Here is a 17,015-nt window from a genome sequence, read left to right as displayed (position 1 = left end):
CACGCAGCAGCCGCACCGCCGCCTTCCTGTGATAGCCGGTCACAGCTACCACCTCATCCAGGATTCTGCCCTTCTCTTTTTTGGTGGCCTTCACATATCTTTCCCTTTGACGCTGAGCGTACTCGCCAATGCTCTCCCGGTTCACGGCTACCTCCCTGGGATTTCGGTAACCGTAGTTTTGAGGCAATCACTTTATTTGGGTAACCATATTTTTAATGTCATGCGGCCCCTTGACAGCAGGCCCCTTTGTATAGAATATCTGTTCTATTATCTGCGCAAAGGGGCCTGCTATGCTTATCAATCGCACCCCGGACGCCTACGAAAAACTCTCCCTCCTCGGCTCCATGGCTGGCGACGATGTCCTCTCCAACCCCCTGGACGCGCGCCCCTCGACCCGAATGCCCTACTCCTCCGTCAAAAAGAACCCCATCCCCGGCGTCTACCGCGCCGCCATGCCCAACGGCAAGTTCATCAACCTAATGCGCGTCATGTTCACCGACTTCTGTATGATGGACTGCCACTACTGCCCCAACAGCCACTGGGTCCCCCGCAAACGGTTCGCCTTCAAGACTGAGGAGCTGGTCAGCGTCTTCGCCAACCTCCACCAGCGCCACACCGTGGACGGCCTCTTTCTTAGCTCCGGCATCGCCGGCAGCGGCTCCAAGACCACCGAGCGCCTTATCAAGGTCGTCGACGCTATTCGCAACAACTATGGCTTCAAGGGCTACATCCACATGAAGGTCATGCCCGGCGCCGACTACCATCTGGTCGAGGCCGCGCAACGTCTCGGCACTCGCCTCTCCATCAACCTTGAGACCCCCACCGTCGACATGATGAAGCGTCTCAGCAAGATGAAGGATCTCCATCGCGACATCCTCACCCCTATGTCCTGGATTCATAAGCTGACCCAGCAGCGTTACGGCGCCACCGTCGGCCAGGCGACGCAGCTCGTCGTCGGCGCCGCCGACGAGTCGGACCGCGACATCTTCAACCGCATCGACCAGCTTTACGGCCAATGGAACCTCAAGCGCGTCTACTACTCCGCCTTCCGGCCCGTGAAGTACACGCCCCTGGAGGAGCATCCCGCCACGCCCATGATTCGAGAGCACCGCCTCTATCAGGCCGACTGGCTCAAGCGAGTCTACAAGTTCTCCAACCAGGAAATCGGCTACGCCTTCGACAAGACGGGCTTCCTCCCCCTGGACCAGGACCCCAAGACTGCCATCGCGCTGGAAAACGTTGACGCCTTCCCCCTCGACATCAACGCCGCCACCCACGACCAGCTCCTTCGAGTCCCCGGCATCGGCCCCACCTCCGCCCAGCGCATCGAGGAGAACCGCCGCCGCCACTCCATTGATACCTGGCGAGACCTGGAAGCTATGGGCGTCGTCCGAAAGCGCGCCTGGCCTTTCGTCACCTTCTCCGGCCACCGACCCTTGAAGGCCAAACAACTGAAGATGGCTATGGTGAAAGAAGAACCCGCCTCTTATTCCACAGACTCTAACTCTTCGCGCTCATCCCAAGCTCCGGCCCCCTGCGGCCAGCCCCGCTCCTGCCTCGGCTGCCCCATGTTCGGCGCCCCAGGCCATCCCGGCCACCCTACCTACGACTCGCCGGCGCCTTCCGCCGTGGCTATCTGAGCGTGCGGAAGGGGCCCATCTGGTACTCCCCCTTCGGCCTGGAAGGCGAAGGGAAAGCTAGACGCTGTCCTGAGTATGTCGAAGGAGGGGGGTTGTGGTTCCTTAGTTCTCTTCCCCTTCCAGCAGGCTGTACTCAGTCCCGATGCAGTCGGGAAAGGGGATAAAGGGGATGGTATCCCGATTAAAGACACGCTCGAACACTTCTAACAAGATAAGAGGTTAGGACTCCCTACACCCTCACCCCTGCGTGGGAGGCGTGTATCGCCTCCTCCGCATCCTCCCGATAAAGCGCCCCCAGCAGCACTCCGTCCGACGTTGTCACTAGCACGTTGCCTGCCCGCGCGTCCTGCATCCGATTCGTGATTCCTATCAGGTCTTCCCCAGGCCTGATCGTCGTCGGCCCCTCTTCCATCACATCTTCTATATTGCCGTCTCGGGCCTCTTCCAACGCTTTCTTCCTCACCCGCCCTATGACCACGCTCTGCGGGTTAACCACCACACAGAACTCGTGCCCAGACCCTTCCATCCTCTGCTTCGCGGCATTAACACTGTCCGTCAACTCGCACGTAGGCAAATCTTTCCGCGTAAAAGCCGCCGCCTTCAGCGTCCCCGCCTGCCTGCCCTCCGTCGGCAGCCCCTCTGCCCTCCAGTCCTCTTTCCCGCCTTCGTACCGGTAGATGTTCTTGAATCCCATGCTCTCCAGCCGCCACGCGGCCCGCGCGCTCATGTCTCAAAGGTAGTCATTGCAGTAGAACACTATCGGCAAGTCTTTCCTGAGAGCGGACGCCCTCGCCGCGTTCAATTCCTTTAGTGGGATATTAATCGCTTCCGGCAGGTGCTCCTCCTCGTACTCACTCTTGGGAAGCACCTCCACTATCTGCAACCCTCGATTCATCAACTCCTGTACCGTCAACCTGCTAATTGTCGTTGGCATAAAAGACCTCCCTCAGGCCAGAAGCTATCTCCCGCTTCTCACCACCGCTTTGCTGAACTCCGGCTGAATTTCCTTTTGCCAGAATTTTAAAAATCCCTCTTGGTCTGGCCCCACCTGGTGCTGGTATATATTCGAAACCCGAGTCAATGTACTTGCGGATCTCTTTTATATACTTCTCCGGGTCTGGACCGCACACCACGGTCCTCGCCATGTCTTCCTTACCTACCAGCTGCGCCACCTGCTCAAAATGCTTCGGCAGCGCCAGGTCAGATCCCACCGACCCCATAGCGCTCGTCGGCCACCACTTCCGCGCCGTCTCCACCGCCTCGCCGTAATCTTCCCCCCAGCACACCGCAATCTGCCCGTACTTAGGCTTTCCCTCGCCGCCCGCCTCGCTGAACTTTTCCACCAGTTCCTTCTTCGGCGACGTCCCTATCAGCCCGTCCGCCATCTCCCCCGCCAGCTTCGCAGATACCGGCCCGCTGGCCCCAACCATCAGCTGTATCGGCTCCTCGGGCAGCGTGTATACCCGCGCGTCCTCTACTGTGTAGTGCTGTCCGTAATGGCTCTGTATTCCGCCCTTCCACAGTTTCCGAATCACCTCAATGGCCTCTCGAAGCATCGCCAGCCGCACCCTGGGCGGCGGCCACCGTCTGGCGATGATGTGTTCATTGAGGTTTTCGCCCGAGCCTACACCCAGGAAAAACCGACCGTCCATCATATGCGCCGCCGTCGCCGATGCCTGCGCGATGATCGCCGGATGGATCCTCATCGTCGGGCACGTCACGCCGGTGCCCAGTCTCAATTTGCTGGTCACTTGCGAAATCCCGCCAATGACGCTCCACACAAACGGCGACTGCCCCCGCAAGTCCAGCCACGGATGATAATGGTCCGACACCATCGCGAAGCTGAACCCTGCCTCTTCCGCCTTCTGGGCGTTGCGTACTAAGGTCTTGGCGTCATGTTTTTCGCTGGAAAGGGCATAACCTAGTTCCACCATCACGTCCATCCCAATTAATAGTTCTGCGCCTATATTTCAACGCTATCCTCCTATAGTCCTACCCTGCATCCCGCCATAAGCCTAATGATGAAATAGTCCCTTTGGGTTACTTAAGCTGGACTGCTGCTTGTTCGCCCCTTAAACTGCCGGCATGACCCCTACGATTCCGGATCACTTGGCGAGACCTCCCATCCTCTTCATCCACGGCGCCGCCAACTCCTCCGGCGTCTGGAAGTGCTGGCGCCGCTGCCTCGCCTCCCAGGGCTGGCCCATCCACGCCCTCGACCTCCGGGGCCATACCCCCGTCTCCAATTTCGACCTCTCCCACACTACCATGTCCGACTACGCCGACGACGTCTCTGCCTATGTGTCTGAGCTCCCTACTAAATCGGTCCTCATAGGCTGGAGCATGGGCGGCCTGGTGGCGATGATGGCCGCCGCCCGGGGCCACGCCTCCGCCTGCGTCGCTCTTGCCCCCAGCCTTCCCACCCAGCGCATTGACTTATCCATTCCCCTCCGCACCGGCGAGTTCACTTCCGTGGAATACGGCATTACCTCATCGGACCCTCATGATCAACCCGCCATGCCCGACCTGGACCTGGAGGAGCGCCGTATCGCCCTTGCCTCCCTCGCCAAAGAGTCCCGTCACGCCCGCGACGAACGCAAACGCGGCATCGTCATCCAGTCCCTCCCTTGCCCCCTCCTCATCGTCAACGGCGAAAAAGACACCGCCTGGCCGTCGCATCTTTACGACAACCTCTGGCTCAAAGCCGACCGCCTCAGCGTTCCGGGCGCCTCCCACTGGGGCCTCGTCCTCAACCGCCGCGCCCTCTCCTCCGTCATCCCACAGGTCTGCTCCTGGCTGCAATACCAATTATAGGCCTCTGCCGAGTGACATTTGCTCATTGATTTAAGCCTCCGCTTTACCATATCCTTTACCTCTGCTTACGAATCAGCTCACCGGCGGACTTCTCTCGCGGAGGTGCCTAGGAAGAGATTAATTTAGAAAACGATTCTGTATCTGGCTCACGCCTGGCATCTTGATTCGTTCTCCTAAAAAATCTTTTTCCTGAGAAATTGTTGAAATCGATAAAACGAATCAATACAGAGGTAGGATGTTCCAGTTGTTTTTGGGTACTTTAGGCACAAAAACACTCCCATTTTGGAGAAACAACCTCCCCGCCCCTTACCGCCGCCTGAGATTCGTTTCACCCGCCCACGAAACGAATAATTTCCCAGGCAAAAACCCCTCCGTTTACCCAGGGGCCTGCCTTCGGTACAATCTATCTAAGGCCCTATGCCATCTGTAGACATCGTCATTCCCGTCCTTAACGAGGAGCAGCAGCTCCGCTGGAGCATCAACACGCTGTCCGAGTTTTGCCGCAAAGACCTCTCAGGGTATGACTGGCGCATCATCGTCGCCGACAACGGCTCCACCGACGGCACCCGCCCCGTCAGTGAGAAGCTGGCCCGCGCCATCCCGGGCGTCTCCTACCTCTACATCCCACAGCGAGGCCGCGGCCTGGCACTTCGCACCGCCTGGCTCGCCAGCAACGCCGACTTTCTCAGCTACATGGACGTGGACCTCTCGACTCGACTGGAGGCCTTCCCCAAAATGCTCCGCGCCCTTCAGGAAGGCTATGACGTAGCCATCGGAAGTCGCCTCCAGCGCGGCTCCAAGGTCACCCGGTCCCTCAAGCGCGAAGTTATTTCTCGATGCTACAACGTCATGATCAAGGCTATGTTCTTCGTCCCCTTCAACGACGCCCAGTGTGGCTTCAAAATGGTCTCCCGGCGCGCCGCCCGCGCCTTGGTCCCCCTCATCCAGAATAACCACTGGTTCTTTGACACCGAACTCCTCATCATCGCCAGCAAACGCGGCTTTAAGATCAAAGAAGTCCCCGTCGAGTGGGTTGACGACCCGGACAGCCGCGTGAAGGTGGTAAAGACCGCCTGGGAGGACATCAAAGGTCTCCTTCGCCTGCGATTCGGCGGCATCCCCAGAACATCCGACACCCTCGCCCAGGAAACTCCAAAGACCTAGCGCCTGCTCCTCCGGAACTCCACCCGCATCACCCTTCCGGTCTCCTCCGTCACCTTCGCCGCCTCGCTTATCCTATGCCCCACCACCCACAATATCCCCCTCTCCGACACCAGCAGCGGCACCCTCCGGCGCTCCTTCTCAGGCGTCTTAACATCAACAAAGAAGTCCTGGAGCTTCTTATAGCCCTTCATTCCCAGCGGCTGGAACCTGTCCCCCGGCCTCCATCCTCGCACGCACAGCCTCTCCCCCGCCGCGTCGGCATCCAGCAGCCCCACCCACCGTCTGCTTCTGTCCTCCTTACTCCCATCTTTCACATGCTGTACAGATACTACCCACCCAGGCACCCTCGTCTCACCTGGGGCCTCCAACTGATGCTCGCCCAGAAGGGGCGGACTGGTAGGGTCAGCCGCTGGCCCAACCCCAAGGACCACTCTGTCGCCCTCAACAGTAAAAAGCACTTCCTTCGGCAGGTTCAGCGCCTTCCTCCCGCTCTCTCCCAGCGCCTTTGCCATCGCCTCCACATGCCTATGGTGCAGCCGTCGCAGGCTCCCGCTGACCTCACTGTACGCCCGCCGCAGCGCTGACTGCTGCAAGAATGGGTGGAGCCTCCCTAACCCCTTTCTCGATAGTGACATCTTGCCCTTGCCTTTACGCGCAATCCTCCCCCATACTCTATCCAATTCGTCATCAATGTATCCTTGCGCCAGACCCACCGTCTCCCCCAGCCTCACCAGCGCCTCTCTAACTCTCGGGTTATACTTCTTGGACAACAGCGGCATAAGATGGTGCCGTACCCTGTTTCGAGTGAACCGCTCCATTCTGTTGCTCGTGTCCACACGATAGGGAATGCCGTTCTCTTCGCAAAACAGGGCTGTCTCTTTTTTCGTGATCTTGAGCAGCGGCCTGAAAAGCGTCGCTGGCGGCCCCCCTCTAGGACTTTCCCACCGGCCCAATTCCTCCATCCCCTGCAAGCCCTCCAAGCCTGCGCCCCTCAGAATGTGCATCAAGATAGTCTCGGCTTGATCGTCGGAAGTGTGCCCCAGGGCCACCGCATCGGCCCCCACCCTCTGCGCTGCCAACGCCAGCCAGTCGTACCGCACCTCCCGCGCCGCCTCCTCAAAAGAGGATATCCGGTACCGGCGCTGGTGGGCAAAGGTATCCGCCTCCTCCACCATCGCAGGCAGCCCCGCCTTCTTGGCTTCCCTGGCTACAAACTCTGCGTCCTCATGGGCTTCACGACCTCTAAAGTCATGGTCCAGATGGGCTGTGTACAGCTTCAAACCTTGCTCATCCTGGAGCATACGCAGGCAGTGCAGGAGTGCCATGGAGTCAGGGCCGCCGGACACCGCCACCACCAGCTTGGCTCCGCGGAATTGGCGCCGGCCCAGGGCGCGGCGCACCTCGGCCTTCAGCCTGGCCGTCGTCTTCACAGCCTAACTTCCGTAGGTTCGCCCCGACCGCAGATGGTACACCTCGTTCAGCCCCAAAAGCCTCCAACCCCTGTCGTCCCATTCAATCGTGTTCAGCGACCCCAGCGCTATACGGATCCGATGAAAATTAGAAAGAGGCATCCCCAGCAGCCTGCACATGATAGTAATGATGGCGAAGTTATGGCACACTACCGCCGCCAGCCCATCACTGCCCAAGTCCGCTCCGGCACGTCTTATGGTCTCGATGGCTCTCCACGCCCGCTCCTGCAACTCCCCCAGCGACTCGCCCCCCGGCATCGCCACCCGCGAAGGGTCCTCTCGCCACTGTTTGTAGAGTTCCGGGTACTGCTCCTTAAGCTCAACGCCCGTCAACCCATCAATGTGTCCTAGGTTCATCTCTTGAAGCCCGTCCTCCTTCATAATAGGGAGGCCGCACGCCTCGCTGATAGCCTGCGCCATCTGCATAGTCCGCTTCAAGGGACTGGAGTGCAGGACGTTGGGGCAGAGGTTCTTGAACGCCGCCGCCACGTCCTGCGCCTGCTCTAAACCCAGGGAGCTGAGTTCGGCGGCGCACTGACCCTGAAATCGTCCGTCCCTGTTCCACACCGACTCCCCATGTCGGACCAGAACCAGCCTCACCCAACCCTCCCGCCCGCCACCCTGGCCCGCTTCTGCACTTCCACCTCGTCTATCTTCAGGCCGTCCATGGCCTTCACCGTGATCCGCAGGTCGGCGTAGTCCAGGTAGTCACTCTGGGAAGGGATGCGGCCTAGCCGCTCCAGCAGCAGGCCCGCCACTGTCTGGTAATCGCCCTCCGGCAGGTTGATCGACAGGAGCTGGTTGGCCGCCTCGATGCTCATGGACGCATCGATGAGATAGGTGTTCTCGTTGATAGCCTCAAACTGCTCCTCCAGAGGCTGCCCCTCCTCCCCCACCGGCCCCACTATAACCTCCATGAGCTGTTTTATGGTCACAATCCCCGCCACGCCGCCAAACTCGTCCGCGATGATAGCCATAGACTCGCCGCGCTCCCGCATCTCCGTGAACAGGACTCCCACGCCCTTGGTTTCGGGCACAAAGAACGCGGGGCGCGACAGGCTGGACACCCGGTCCTGAGGCCTCAACACACCCTCGCTCATAGCCTTCAAAACGTCCTTGGCGGAAAGCGTCCCCACCACGTTGTCCACGCTATATCGAAACACCGGAAAGCGAGTGTGCTGGTTCTGCCCGTAAAGTGCCAGGAACTCCTGAAGGGTGTTCTGGTCTTCTACCCAGACAATCTCCGGCCTGGGCGTCATAATCTCGTACACTTGCCGGTCTCCAAAATGGAAAACCTTCTCCAGCATCTCCGCCTCGGTAGCCTCCATAGAGCCGGCTTCCTTCCCCGCATATATCAGGCTGCGTATCTCCTGCTCTGTAACCATGGTAGCCCGGGCGTGGGTGCCAAAGAGGCGGGCTATGGCGGAAACAGCCCAGTCAAGAAGCCATACCGCCGGAAGCAAAACCCACTCGACCAGTTGCAGGGGACGCACTAGAAGAAAAGCCATCTTCTCGGCGCGCCGCGTGGCCAGGGTTTTGGGTAGGGCTTCAGCAAAAATCAAAAGCACCACGGTCACTATGACAGTAGCTATGATAACTGCGGAGCCGGTGTTCCCTAAAAGAGATATGGCAATGGCTGTCCCCAGAGCGGCGGCTGCTGTGTTTGCCAGGTTGTTGCCCGTCAGTACTGTGGCTAGAAGCCGCTCCGGTCTCTCAGCCATATGAAGCACCCGCTTAGCCCCGGGGGCGCCTGTCCTGGCTAGATGTACCAGGCGCACCTTTTGCAGAGAAATAAAGGAGGTCTCGGAGGTGGAAAAGAAAGAGGAAAGGACTACGCAGAGTATGAATAGGCCTAGCTTTAGATAATCGCTCTCCTCCATATCCAGATAACCTCCCTTTGAGCCGATGATAACAGAGGACGCAAGGGGCTGCAAAGTTAACCAGCGGTGACATCAGGCCCTTCAGTTAAGGCACGAGTTCTGCTTATACTGGTGCTATGAAGATTCTTGGCATCGAAACTTCTTGCGACGAGACCGCGGTTGCTGTGGTGGAAGACGGCCGCCGGCTTGTGTCCAACGTCATCTCCTCCCAGGTCGACATCCATAGGCGATTCGGCGGCGTGGTGCCGGAGGTCGCTTCTCGGCAGCACGTGCTGCAGGCCATGCCCGTGGTTAAAGAGGCCCTGTCGAAAGCGCATCTCTCCTTGGAGGACATAGACGCCATCGCCGTAACCCACGGCCCCGGACTAGCCGGGTCCTTGCTTATAGGCGTGAATCTGGCAAAAAGTATGGCCCTGGGGTTAAACGTCCCAATGGTAGGAATAAATCATCTGGAGGGCCACATCTACGCCGCCTGGCTGGAGAAGGAAAAGCCTGATCTTGATCCGGGCTTTCCCCTTCTATGCCTCATCGCCTCGGGAGGCCACACAGACCTGGTGCTGATGAGCGGCCACGGCCAGTACCGGCTCCTGGGACGCACCCGCGATGACGCCGCCGGCGAAGGCTTCGATAAGGCGGCCCGAATCCTGGGCCTGGGTTTCCCCGGCGGTCCGGAAATACAAAAAGCCGCCCAGGGCAGCCAGCCAAACCTAAAACTGCCCCGCGCATGGCTAAAAGACACCCACGACTTCAGCTTCAGCGGCCTGAAAACCGCCCTGCTTCACCAGGCCCAGTCCCAGAAACTCTATCCTCCTCAGGACATGGACGAAGGGCTGCGCAAGGAACTGGTCCGCAGCCTGGCGGCAGCCTTCCAGGAGTCGGTGGTGGACGTCATTGTTACCAAGACCCTTGAAGCCGCCGCGGAGTATAAAGCCAGAGGCGTGGTGCTGGGAGGCGGGGTCACGGCCAACGCCATGCTCAGGGAGGTCTTCAGAAGCCGCGCCAGCCTGCCCGTGCTGATACCTTCGCCTGTCCTCTGTACGGACAACGGGGCTATGGTTGGGGCGTGCGGCTACTTTCAACTGAGCCGGGGCCGAGAGGACCATCTGGGCTTGGACGTGGATCCCGCTCTGTCGATTGGCTAGGCGTCGGCTCATTGGCGCGCATCGATGGCTCAGTTGGAACGGGCGCCAATGGCTGGTCGTCTGAGTCCGCGGCCATGCCGGAGAAGAGTTCTACGTTAACCTCTGGACTCTCCTCTGCTTCAAGGACCGGCTCGCCGGCCCTGGCCCTGTTAATGCCGTTAACCACCTCATAGGACTGCTCAATAGATCTCTCGGTCTCCAGGGAAAATGATACATCCCGAGGGCCTAAAGAAACCGTAAGCTCGCCCCCCTGCTCCCAGGCAAAGTACCGGCCGATAAATAGGACGCCAAGCAGCGCAATAGCCAGCCCCAGCAGGATAGCCACTTCGTTCGGCTGGTCAGTCATGGCCGACAGCACGAACGCGACGATAAAGGCCGCCAGAAGCAGGCTGGCGCCTTGCAGAAGGGGCTTAGTGCTGGGCTTGCTGGTTCGGATGCAGACATCTTCCACCTTTTCCAGCGGAATGGTCCGGGTCTCCTTACGTCCCTCAAGCTCTGTAAACGTGACTAAGCGGCGGCTGGTCAGTACGAGAAGGCCGCCCCTTTCGGAAGCCTTCGGAATCAGGCCGTCCTTGGGATCCAGAATCGCGAGGGTCTTCTCGCCGGCCAGAAGGGTCACCTGACGGATGCGGTTAGCGTTGGTTGTCATTATTCAGGCATCTCAAGGGCTGAACAGATTTACACCCATAATATCACACACGGCTCAAATCTACGGCTTCCGCCTTCTCGCCTCTTAAGAGGCGCTGCAGATGCAGGACACCCTGCTGCCCGCGGGCCCCGCGGGCCAGCGGAAGCCACCTCTCCGGAAAGAGGGCCTCCTCTGCGCTGCTGATGGCGCTGTTAATCTGCAGCGAGGGCCAGCCCTGGAAGAGATTTAGCGCGGCACCCTGAAGGCTTTTGTTATCAGTCTCCGAACCCCAGCCATGCAAGAAAGGCAGCACCACGTTTATAGCCATGTCTGAGGCGCGGCTGTGGCCGATGAGGGCGGGTCCGCCGCCGGGGTCATCTACCATCAGCCCCTTCTCCAAGGTCTTCCCGCTCTCTTGAAGGACAAGCCGCATCAGCCCCGTAATCATGCCATCTCTATAGCGAACGATCAAAGACGCCATCCCGCGTATGCGGCGGCGCGGATTATTGCTAGGACGCACCCTAAAAAGCCGCCAGGAGGTTGACGACATTGGCGAACCAAGAAATTGCGAGTGTGGACTGGGCCTACCAAAGCCTGCCGCGGCCAGGAGATATTGCTCGACTGTTGCAAGGCCTGTCCTTGAAGAGGTTTCAGCCAAGCGCGAAAGGTGTCCGTACGGCGCCTTTTGGCTCAAACGCGAGAACCCTCCTCGATTCTCGCTATAGCCGGCGGCCTCCATTAACCCCTGGTAGACCACTTCTTCGGCTGGTTGATCCCGTGTCTGACGCTGATACCATCTGCTTTTCCCCAGGAAGCGGTCAGTCCCCGACCGTTCCAGCAGCCTTAGGGCCTCGCCGCGGGATGAAGGTTTCTGATAACCCTGCTCTGAGAGGAGCTTATACAGCGCGTCTTGCCCTGGATTGCGGCAGGTCGCCTGCGCCTCCATAAGCGGGGCCAGGGAGATGGCCGGCGCCTCCATGCCGCTCCTCAGAGACGCTTCCTTATCCGCCGTGCCCGCCACCGCATGGAGTGTCACGCTGTTGTAATTACAGTCCTTATGGTGGCCGTGAGCCGCCCAGTCCCGTATGGATAGATGCAGCTCCACGTCCCCCCCTGACCAAGCCTAACCCTTCCTGATAGAAAAGCGCGTCCTTAAAGTCCGGACCTGATGACCTGTTGTGCCGGCCCGGGTAGAGAACTTTTATCTTGTGGCCCCGGCTGGTGACAAAATGGTTGTGCCTAGCCGCTCTTTCTTGCCACAGCCTGGACAGCAAGGCTTCAGAGACATAAGGCTGCAGGGCGGACGCTGGGGATGAAGACCCCTCCATCTGCCCGGCGGCCTGCTCCTTGTACACGTCTCTCATGTAAGAATCTTACACGTTACCGTGTAAACAATCAACGGACGCACACCCTGACCGCAAGGAAGGACGGAAGGTCTATAGACTACTTGTCTTCTAGACCAGCGACGTAGGGGAAGTTAGATCGCTCCGCCACCAGGCGCAGGAGGGTCTTGGAAGCGCCGCGGGGCGTGTAGAGGCCCCTTTCCCATTCGCTAATAGTCTGCTGCCTTGTCCCCAGATGGTCAGCCATTTCCTGCTGAGTGAGGCCTAGATGTACACGCAAGGCTTTCACCGCGTCAGCGTTCCACTTAGCATCTATGGCATAAGGCTTCTTGTCTGACGACTTCCCTCTCGACTTTGTGGCTGACTTACCTTTGGTCCGCTTGACTGAAGAGGACGCATACCGAAAGTTACCTGACATGATCTTCAGGCCTTGGGCGCCACCAGCAGGTCCAGGCGCTGGCCCCACCGGCGAAAGAAGTGGCGAAAGTTCTTGCGGCTGAGCTGGTTGCGCTCCTCCTCTCCCAAGGCGCTCCACTGACGGTGCTCGTGGCGCACCATGGGAAGGCTCCCGTCGGCCAAGACGCAATACCCGCGGTCCCGGAACTGAAAGCTGAAATCAAGGTCTAAGTTGCGGTAGAACCGGAAGCACTCCCGCATCAGACCGACCTCCGATAGAAGTTCGCGGCGGAAGGCCAGAGCGTAGCCTTGCATCACGTCGGCAACGCCGGACGTCACTTCTTCATGGAAATGGTGCAGGTCCTGGGATCGGAGTCCCCAGGGGCCTGCCATTCCCACCTTGGGGTCTGATAAAAGTTCCTCCCATTGCGGCATGGGATTACTCACCAGCTCTACCGACGTGTCCAGCAACGCTACTATCCTTCCCTGACTGGTCTTGAGTCCAATATTCTTTGCCTGAGCGTCCCCCAGAACGTGATCAGAGTGGACTACTTTCACCCTGGCGTCCCGAGCCTTCAGCTCCTCCACCCACTGGGAGGTGCCGTCGGTGGAGCCGTTATCAACGATGACCAGCTCCATGGAACCGCCGCCGCACCAGCGCAGCACGCTGCCGGCGCACCGCTGCAGGTCCGACAGGTAGTTACACGCCGCGATGACAACCGAGTAGTCCAGGGTTGAAGGGGTCTCCACCAGGGATGGCACCTCGCTGGCGGAGGATACGGAGGGCCACCTCTCCGCCTGCATCTCGAAGGCTGTCTTGGGCCGGGCCAGGGTGCCGTCGCCGGTGTCTCTAACCTGGTATCCTTGTGCCGCCAGAACCCGGCGTATCTTGTCAGCTTCGGTGAACTGGGACTTTTGGCGATGACCCTCCCGCGTTTTAAGGCTGGACGTTGCGTCCGGCGGCAGATCATAGCCGGACGGCGCCCACTGGAGACCCAGGCCCAATACAGCGTCGAATTCCAGCATTAACTCCAGTTTTGCAGCAGCGGACAGCCTAGAGCGGCTCAAGTCCCAAATCGTCGAGAGGGCCTTAGGCAAATTCAAGTCATCCTCAACAGCTTCAATAAACCGCCCTCGCCATTGCTTCAAGCTGGCACCGCGATGTCCGTTGCTCGAAGGCTCGTGTCGCCAGGTCCATGCCAGGTCTTGCAGCCTGATGAGGGCGCGCTGAGCGGCTTTGAGCGCGGAGAAGGTGAAGTTAAGACGGTGGCGGTATTTGACAGTCAGGCATAGGTACCTAAAAGCCAGGGGATCAAAGCCTCGCGTTTCTAAGTCAGCCAGAGTAAACTCGTTGCCCGCGGACTTGGCCATCTTGACGCCGTCGGCCAGAAGATGCTGACCGTGCACCCAGTATTTTACGTACCGCTTGCCGAAGGCGGCTTCGCTCTGCGCTATCTCATCCTCGTGGTGAGGGAAGATGTTATCCACGCCACCGGTATGTATGTCCTGCTCCTCGCCTAGATACTTCACCGACATGGCGGAGCATTCGATATGCCATCCCGGAAAACCCTCACCCCAGGGACTATCCCATTTCATGGCCCTGCCCGGTTCGGCGCGTTTCCAGAGGGTGAAGTCCCGGGGGTCCCGTTTGGCGGGGTCCGCCTCAGCCCTTACGCCTTCCAACAAGTCCCGGCCCGTATTGCCCGACAACTGCCCGTATGAGGAACACCCGGCGACGCTGAAATAGATGTTGTCGCCGGTCTTATAGGCGTAACCATTCTTCAGAAGCCGGCCGATGATGTCTTGCATATCTGCGACATGCGCGGTGGCGCGCGGCAAGTGGTCAGCTGGCAAGATATTTAATTTGGCCTCATCTTGTAGAAACGCCTGGGTGTAGAAGTCCGCAATCTGTTGAGGGGTCTTCCCTTCCGCCAGCGCCGCTAGGATAACCTTGTCGCCACCCCGCTCCAACTGCTCCTGGCGCATATGCCCAACGTCGGTGATATTCTTGACGTGTGTAACCTTCAAACCCTGCGTCCTGAGGGCGCGTTTGATCCAGTCGGCCATCAGATAGGAGCGGAGGTTGCCGATGTGGGCGTAGCGGTAGACGGTGGGACCGCAGGTGTACATCCTGGCCGCACCTGGTTCCAGGGTCTCTATCTCCTCTAGCCGCTTATGTAAAGTGTTATAAATCCGTAACATGGCTGGTGCTTATCGGGATTTTATCACTAAACCATCCAGCAATTAGAAATGTTGAAGAGCAACACGTTCCATGGAAATTTTAGTCCCAACCTTTCATGTTGGAAAGCTCCCGGGTGGACGCCTAATAGTATAGTGCCAAGAACAGCCTTAATACCATGCGGCATTGTCACTGCAACATCACTGCTGTGTCCCGCTTTCTTATGAATTGGGACGGTGTTACAATCGCCATACAGGCATGACAACCACACAACTGCTCCACGAACTGCAAGGCCTCGATACCCGAATCTCGCAAGCGACGAAGCGGCTGGCCGCTATCGAATCCGCGCTGGGCAACCGGAACCCCTTGAAGTCCTGGGAAAGTGCGGCGTCCCAGGCGCAGGCTGCTCTCAAGGACTTGAGAACGCAGCATAAGGATACAGACCTAGCCGCAGATTCAATGCGCGGTAAGATACAGGAGCTGGAAGCCAAGCTTTACGGCGGCAGCGTCAAAAGCCCTCGAGAGCTTCAGGATATGGACAACGAATCGAAATCATTGAAGGCGCAACTTCAGACCATCGAAGAAAAGCTGCTGGAGACCATTGGCTCCGTTGAAGAGGCGCAGAAGAAGGTCCAAGAGACGGAAGGAGACCTTCAGCGGGCAGAGTCGGAATGGCAGGGGGAACAGGGACGGATAGGCCAGGAGAGGTGGGAGCGCCAGGGCGAGTTAACCGAGTTGAAGTCCAAGCGGCAGGAGCTTACCCGGCAGGTCGGGGCCAAAGAGATGCAGCTTTACCAGCGGCTGTTGATTTCCAAGAGCGGTCAGGCGGTGTCTGAGGTAGAGCGGGGAATGTGCCGGACGTGCCATGTGGTGCAGCCTACGCATGTGCTGCAAAGGGCCAGGGCGGGACGGGAGCCTGCTCTGTGCAACAACTGTGGAAGGATACTGTACGCGCCTCCATAAGGCACCTTGTAGTCTAGGCTTTATCTGGAAAAGCAAATCTTTCTCTAATCGGGATACCATCCCCTGGCCCCTTTCCCTCGGGGGATACTCGGGACAGGTCCGATTGCATCGGACTCCGCGATATATGCTTAAAGGTAGCGGAGCTCTTTGCAGTAGGAGAAGAGGGAGGACCAGATAGGGCTAGATAGACCCGAGCGCCATCAATAACTGGATTAAGCGTGCCTTCGCCATAGGTAAGCCTCGTCTAACAATCCTCTATGCTTATCATAGTTACGTTCGTGATAAAATGGGGTAGGATAGCTGGGGCCGGGTGACCGCCCCGATAACATCGGGGAGGAAAGTCCGGACTCCACCGGGCAGGGTGCTGGGTAACGCCCAGGGCCTCGAAGCTGTCGGGGCACGGAAAGTGACACAGAAACGGCACCGCCCGCCTCAGGCGGGTAAGGTTGAAAACGTGAGGTAAGAGCTCACGGCCGCTCGCGGCGACGCGGCGGCGGTCAAACCCCACCCGGAGCAAGGCCAAATAGGGGGACATAGGGCGCCCGGCCCGTCCCCGGGTAGGCTGCTAGAGCTTCGAGGCAACTCGGAGTCGAGAGAGATGGTCACCGGTCCGACACGTCGGACTACAGAACCCGGCTTACAGGCCTCAGCTAGACCAAGAAGCGCCACTGGCGCTTCTTTTGCGTTACAGACCCTTATCCATCTGCTGCCTCTGCCATGCGTAGTCGACATCGCCCGCGTAGAACTTATCAGGGTTTTCGACGGCCCACACTTGCTTGCGGATGACATAGTTGTCAGGATCTAGGGCCACGGCCTCCCGCCACAGCGTCAGTGCTTCGCCCATGCGGCCCTGCCGGTAGTGTTCCTGGCCCTTCTGAAAGAGCGCGACGGCTTTGGCGTGGTCCGCGCCGCCCAGTTTGTTCTCTGAGGCGCCTTCGATAGAGCTTGTGGCGGCCCATTGCTCAGCTATTTTAGCGAACTCAGGCTTGCGGATATCGAAGCCGCCGTATTTGGCGTACCGAATGACACCACGCTCGTCGATGAAAATGGCGTTGGGAACGGCCTTGAAGCCGAAGAGCCGGCTCAGGAGATTAGTCTGGTCCACTACCGTGGGGAAGTTGGGCTTGGCCTTATCCGCAAAGGGCCGGGCTTTTTCAGGGCCCTGAACGTCCACAGCCACTGACAAAACTTCGACGCCTTGGGCTTTGTGCCTAGAGTAGAACTGCTGCCAGACCGGCAGCTGCTCGCGGCACATTCACCAGGAAGCCCACATGAAGACGACGAGCTTCTTGCCTTTGTAGCTGGATATGGCGACAGGACGGCCACCGAGGGAGTCAAGCGTGAAGTCGGGGGCTGTGTCCCCGACCTTGGGGAATTGGGTTGTTGGAGCAGCCATA

At 59.0% G+C, this 17,015-nt stretch carries 17 protein-coding genes, 1 other RNA gene and 1 pseudogene; 6 read left to right on the top strand and 13 right to left on the bottom strand.

Translation table 11 applies throughout. The features are described 5' to 3' along the window. Positions 1 to 290 precede the first annotated feature (290 nt). Entirely contained in the window at positions 291 to 1,640 is a 1,350-nt protein-coding gene (locus FJ320_03440) for a putative DNA modification/repair radical SAM protein (protein ID MBM3925028.1), read from the top strand. A gap of 229 nt (positions 1,641 to 1,869) precedes the next feature. Here FJ320_03440 and FJ320_03435 read toward each other — a convergent pair whose 3' ends face one another. The 3 genes and pseudogenes from FJ320_03435 to FJ320_03425 all read right to left on the bottom strand — a co-directional run bounded on the left by FJ320_03435 (position 1,870) and on the right by FJ320_03425 (position 3,574). Then, positions 1,870 to 2,367: a hypothetical protein gene (locus FJ320_03435; GenBank protein MBM3925027.1), complete on the bottom strand. Its 498-nt coding sequence runs from the start codon at positions 2,365 to 2,367 to the stop codon at positions 1,870 to 1,872. A gap of 3 nt (positions 2,368 to 2,370) precedes the next feature. After that, on the bottom strand, positions 2,371 to 2,574 hold the full coding sequence (locus FJ320_03430) for a rhodanese-like domain-containing protein (GenBank protein ID MBM3925026.1): 204 nt from the start codon (positions 2,572 to 2,574) through the stop codon (positions 2,371 to 2,373). A gap of 24 nt (positions 2,575 to 2,598) precedes the next feature. Further along, positions 2,599 to 3,574 (bottom strand): annotated as a pseudogene (locus FJ320_03425) (TIGR03557 family F420-dependent LLM class oxidoreductase). A 151-nt stretch (positions 3,575 to 3,725) separates the two neighbouring features. Here FJ320_03425 and FJ320_03420 point away from each other — a divergent pair. Both FJ320_03420 and FJ320_03415 read left to right on the top strand, forming a co-directional pair. After that, complete coding sequence (locus tag FJ320_03420; GenBank protein ID MBM3925025.1) at positions 3,726 to 4,454, top strand: alpha/beta hydrolase; 729 nt, start codon at positions 3,726 to 3,728, stop codon at positions 4,452 to 4,454. 417 nt (positions 4,455 to 4,871) lie between these two features. Continuing rightward, positions 4,872 to 5,618 (top strand): glycosyltransferase family 2 protein, encoded by a 747-nt coding sequence (locus tag FJ320_03415; protein MBM3925024.1) that lies wholly within the window; start codon positions 4,872 to 4,874, stop codon positions 5,616 to 5,618. Here FJ320_03415 and tilS read toward each other — a convergent pair. The 3 genes from tilS to FJ320_03400 are packed head-to-tail and all read right to left on the bottom strand — an operon-like array spanning position 5,615 to position 8,967. Continuing rightward, on the bottom strand, positions 5,615 to 7,048 hold the full coding sequence (gene tilS, locus FJ320_03410) for a tRNA lysidine(34) synthetase TilS (GenBank protein ID MBM3925023.1): 1,434 nt from the start codon (positions 7,046 to 7,048) through the stop codon (positions 5,615 to 5,617). The genes FJ320_03415 and tilS overlap by 4 nt on opposite strands. Positions 7,049 to 7,051: 3 nt before the next feature. Next, positions 7,052 to 7,687 (bottom strand): histidine phosphatase family protein, encoded by a 636-nt coding sequence (locus FJ320_03405; protein ID MBM3925022.1) that lies wholly within the window; start codon positions 7,685 to 7,687, stop codon positions 7,052 to 7,054. After that, positions 7,684 to 8,967 carry an HlyC/CorC family transporter gene (locus tag FJ320_03400; protein ID MBM3925021.1) on the bottom strand — a complete coding sequence of 428 codons (1,284 nt, stop codon included), beginning with the start codon at positions 8,965 to 8,967 and terminating at the stop codon, positions 7,684 to 7,686. Before FJ320_03400 ends, FJ320_03405 begins: the two co-directional genes overlap by 4 nt. A 116-nt stretch (positions 8,968 to 9,083) precedes the next feature. Here FJ320_03400 and tsaD point away from each other — a divergent pair, with 116 nt between their 5' ends. Then, positions 9,084 to 10,109, top strand: a complete 1,026-nt coding sequence (gene tsaD / locus FJ320_03395; protein ID MBM3925020.1) for a tRNA (adenosine(37)-N6)-threonylcarbamoyltransferase complex transferase subunit TsaD — start codon at positions 9,084 to 9,086, stop codon at positions 10,107 to 10,109. Here the strand turns inward: tsaD and FJ320_03390 are convergent. From FJ320_03390 to FJ320_03370, 5 genes are all read right to left on the bottom strand, one after another. Further along, positions 10,018 to 10,758 (bottom strand): hypothetical protein, encoded by a 741-nt coding sequence (locus FJ320_03390; protein ID MBM3925019.1) that lies wholly within the window; start codon positions 10,756 to 10,758, stop codon positions 10,018 to 10,020. The genes tsaD and FJ320_03390 overlap by 92 nt on opposite strands. Before the next feature lie 43 nt (positions 10,759 to 10,801). Beyond that, on the bottom strand, positions 10,802 to 11,842 hold the full coding sequence (locus FJ320_03385) for a DUF2851 family protein (GenBank protein ID MBM3925018.1): 1,041 nt from the start codon (positions 11,840 to 11,842) through the stop codon (positions 10,802 to 10,804). Next, complete coding sequence (locus tag FJ320_03380; GenBank protein MBM3925017.1) at positions 11,793 to 12,101, bottom strand: DUF2851 family protein; 309 nt, start codon at positions 12,099 to 12,101, stop codon at positions 11,793 to 11,795. The genes FJ320_03385 and FJ320_03380 overlap by 50 nt, the downstream gene beginning before the upstream one ends. Before the next feature lie 79 nt (positions 12,102 to 12,180). Next, positions 12,181 to 12,498 (bottom strand): helix-turn-helix domain-containing protein, encoded by a 318-nt coding sequence (locus tag FJ320_03375; GenBank protein MBM3925016.1) that lies wholly within the window; start codon positions 12,496 to 12,498, stop codon positions 12,181 to 12,183. A gap of 5 nt (positions 12,499 to 12,503) precedes the next feature. Beyond that, a complete protein-coding gene (locus FJ320_03370) occupies positions 12,504 to 14,678 on the bottom strand; it encodes a cysteine--tRNA ligase (protein ID MBM3925015.1) in 2,175 nt (724 codons plus the stop codon). 235 nt (positions 14,679 to 14,913) lie between these two features. Here FJ320_03370 and FJ320_03365 point away from each other — a divergent pair, with 235 nt between their 5' ends. Both FJ320_03365 and rnpB read left to right on the top strand, forming a co-directional pair. Further along, positions 14,914 to 15,618, top strand: coding sequence for a hypothetical protein (locus FJ320_03365; GenBank protein ID MBM3925014.1), 705 nt, complete (start codon positions 14,914 to 14,916; stop codon positions 15,616 to 15,618). Positions 15,619 to 15,916: 298 nt separating this feature from the next. Continuing rightward, an RNA gene (rnpB, locus tag FJ320_03360) (RNase P RNA component class A) lies at positions 15,917 to 16,274 on the top strand. A gap of 29 nt (positions 16,275 to 16,303) precedes the next feature. Here rnpB and FJ320_03355 read toward each other — a convergent pair. Continuing rightward, positions 16,304 to 16,873, bottom strand: a complete 570-nt coding sequence (locus FJ320_03355; protein MBM3925013.1) for a redoxin domain-containing protein — start codon at positions 16,871 to 16,873, stop codon at positions 16,304 to 16,306. Then, complete coding sequence (locus FJ320_03350) at positions 16,874 to 17,014, bottom strand: redoxin domain-containing protein (protein MBM3925012.1); 141 nt, start codon at positions 17,012 to 17,014, stop codon at positions 16,874 to 16,876. It abuts the gene before it with no gap. Position 17,015: the final 1 nt, after the last annotated feature.

The sequence above is a fragment of the SAR202 cluster bacterium genome, from assembly GCA_016872285.1.
GTDB lineage: Bacteria > Chloroflexota > Dehalococcoidia > Lucifugimonadales.
Note: the sequence above shows the minus strand (reverse complement) of the source record. Positions and strands in the feature narration are given on the sequence as shown.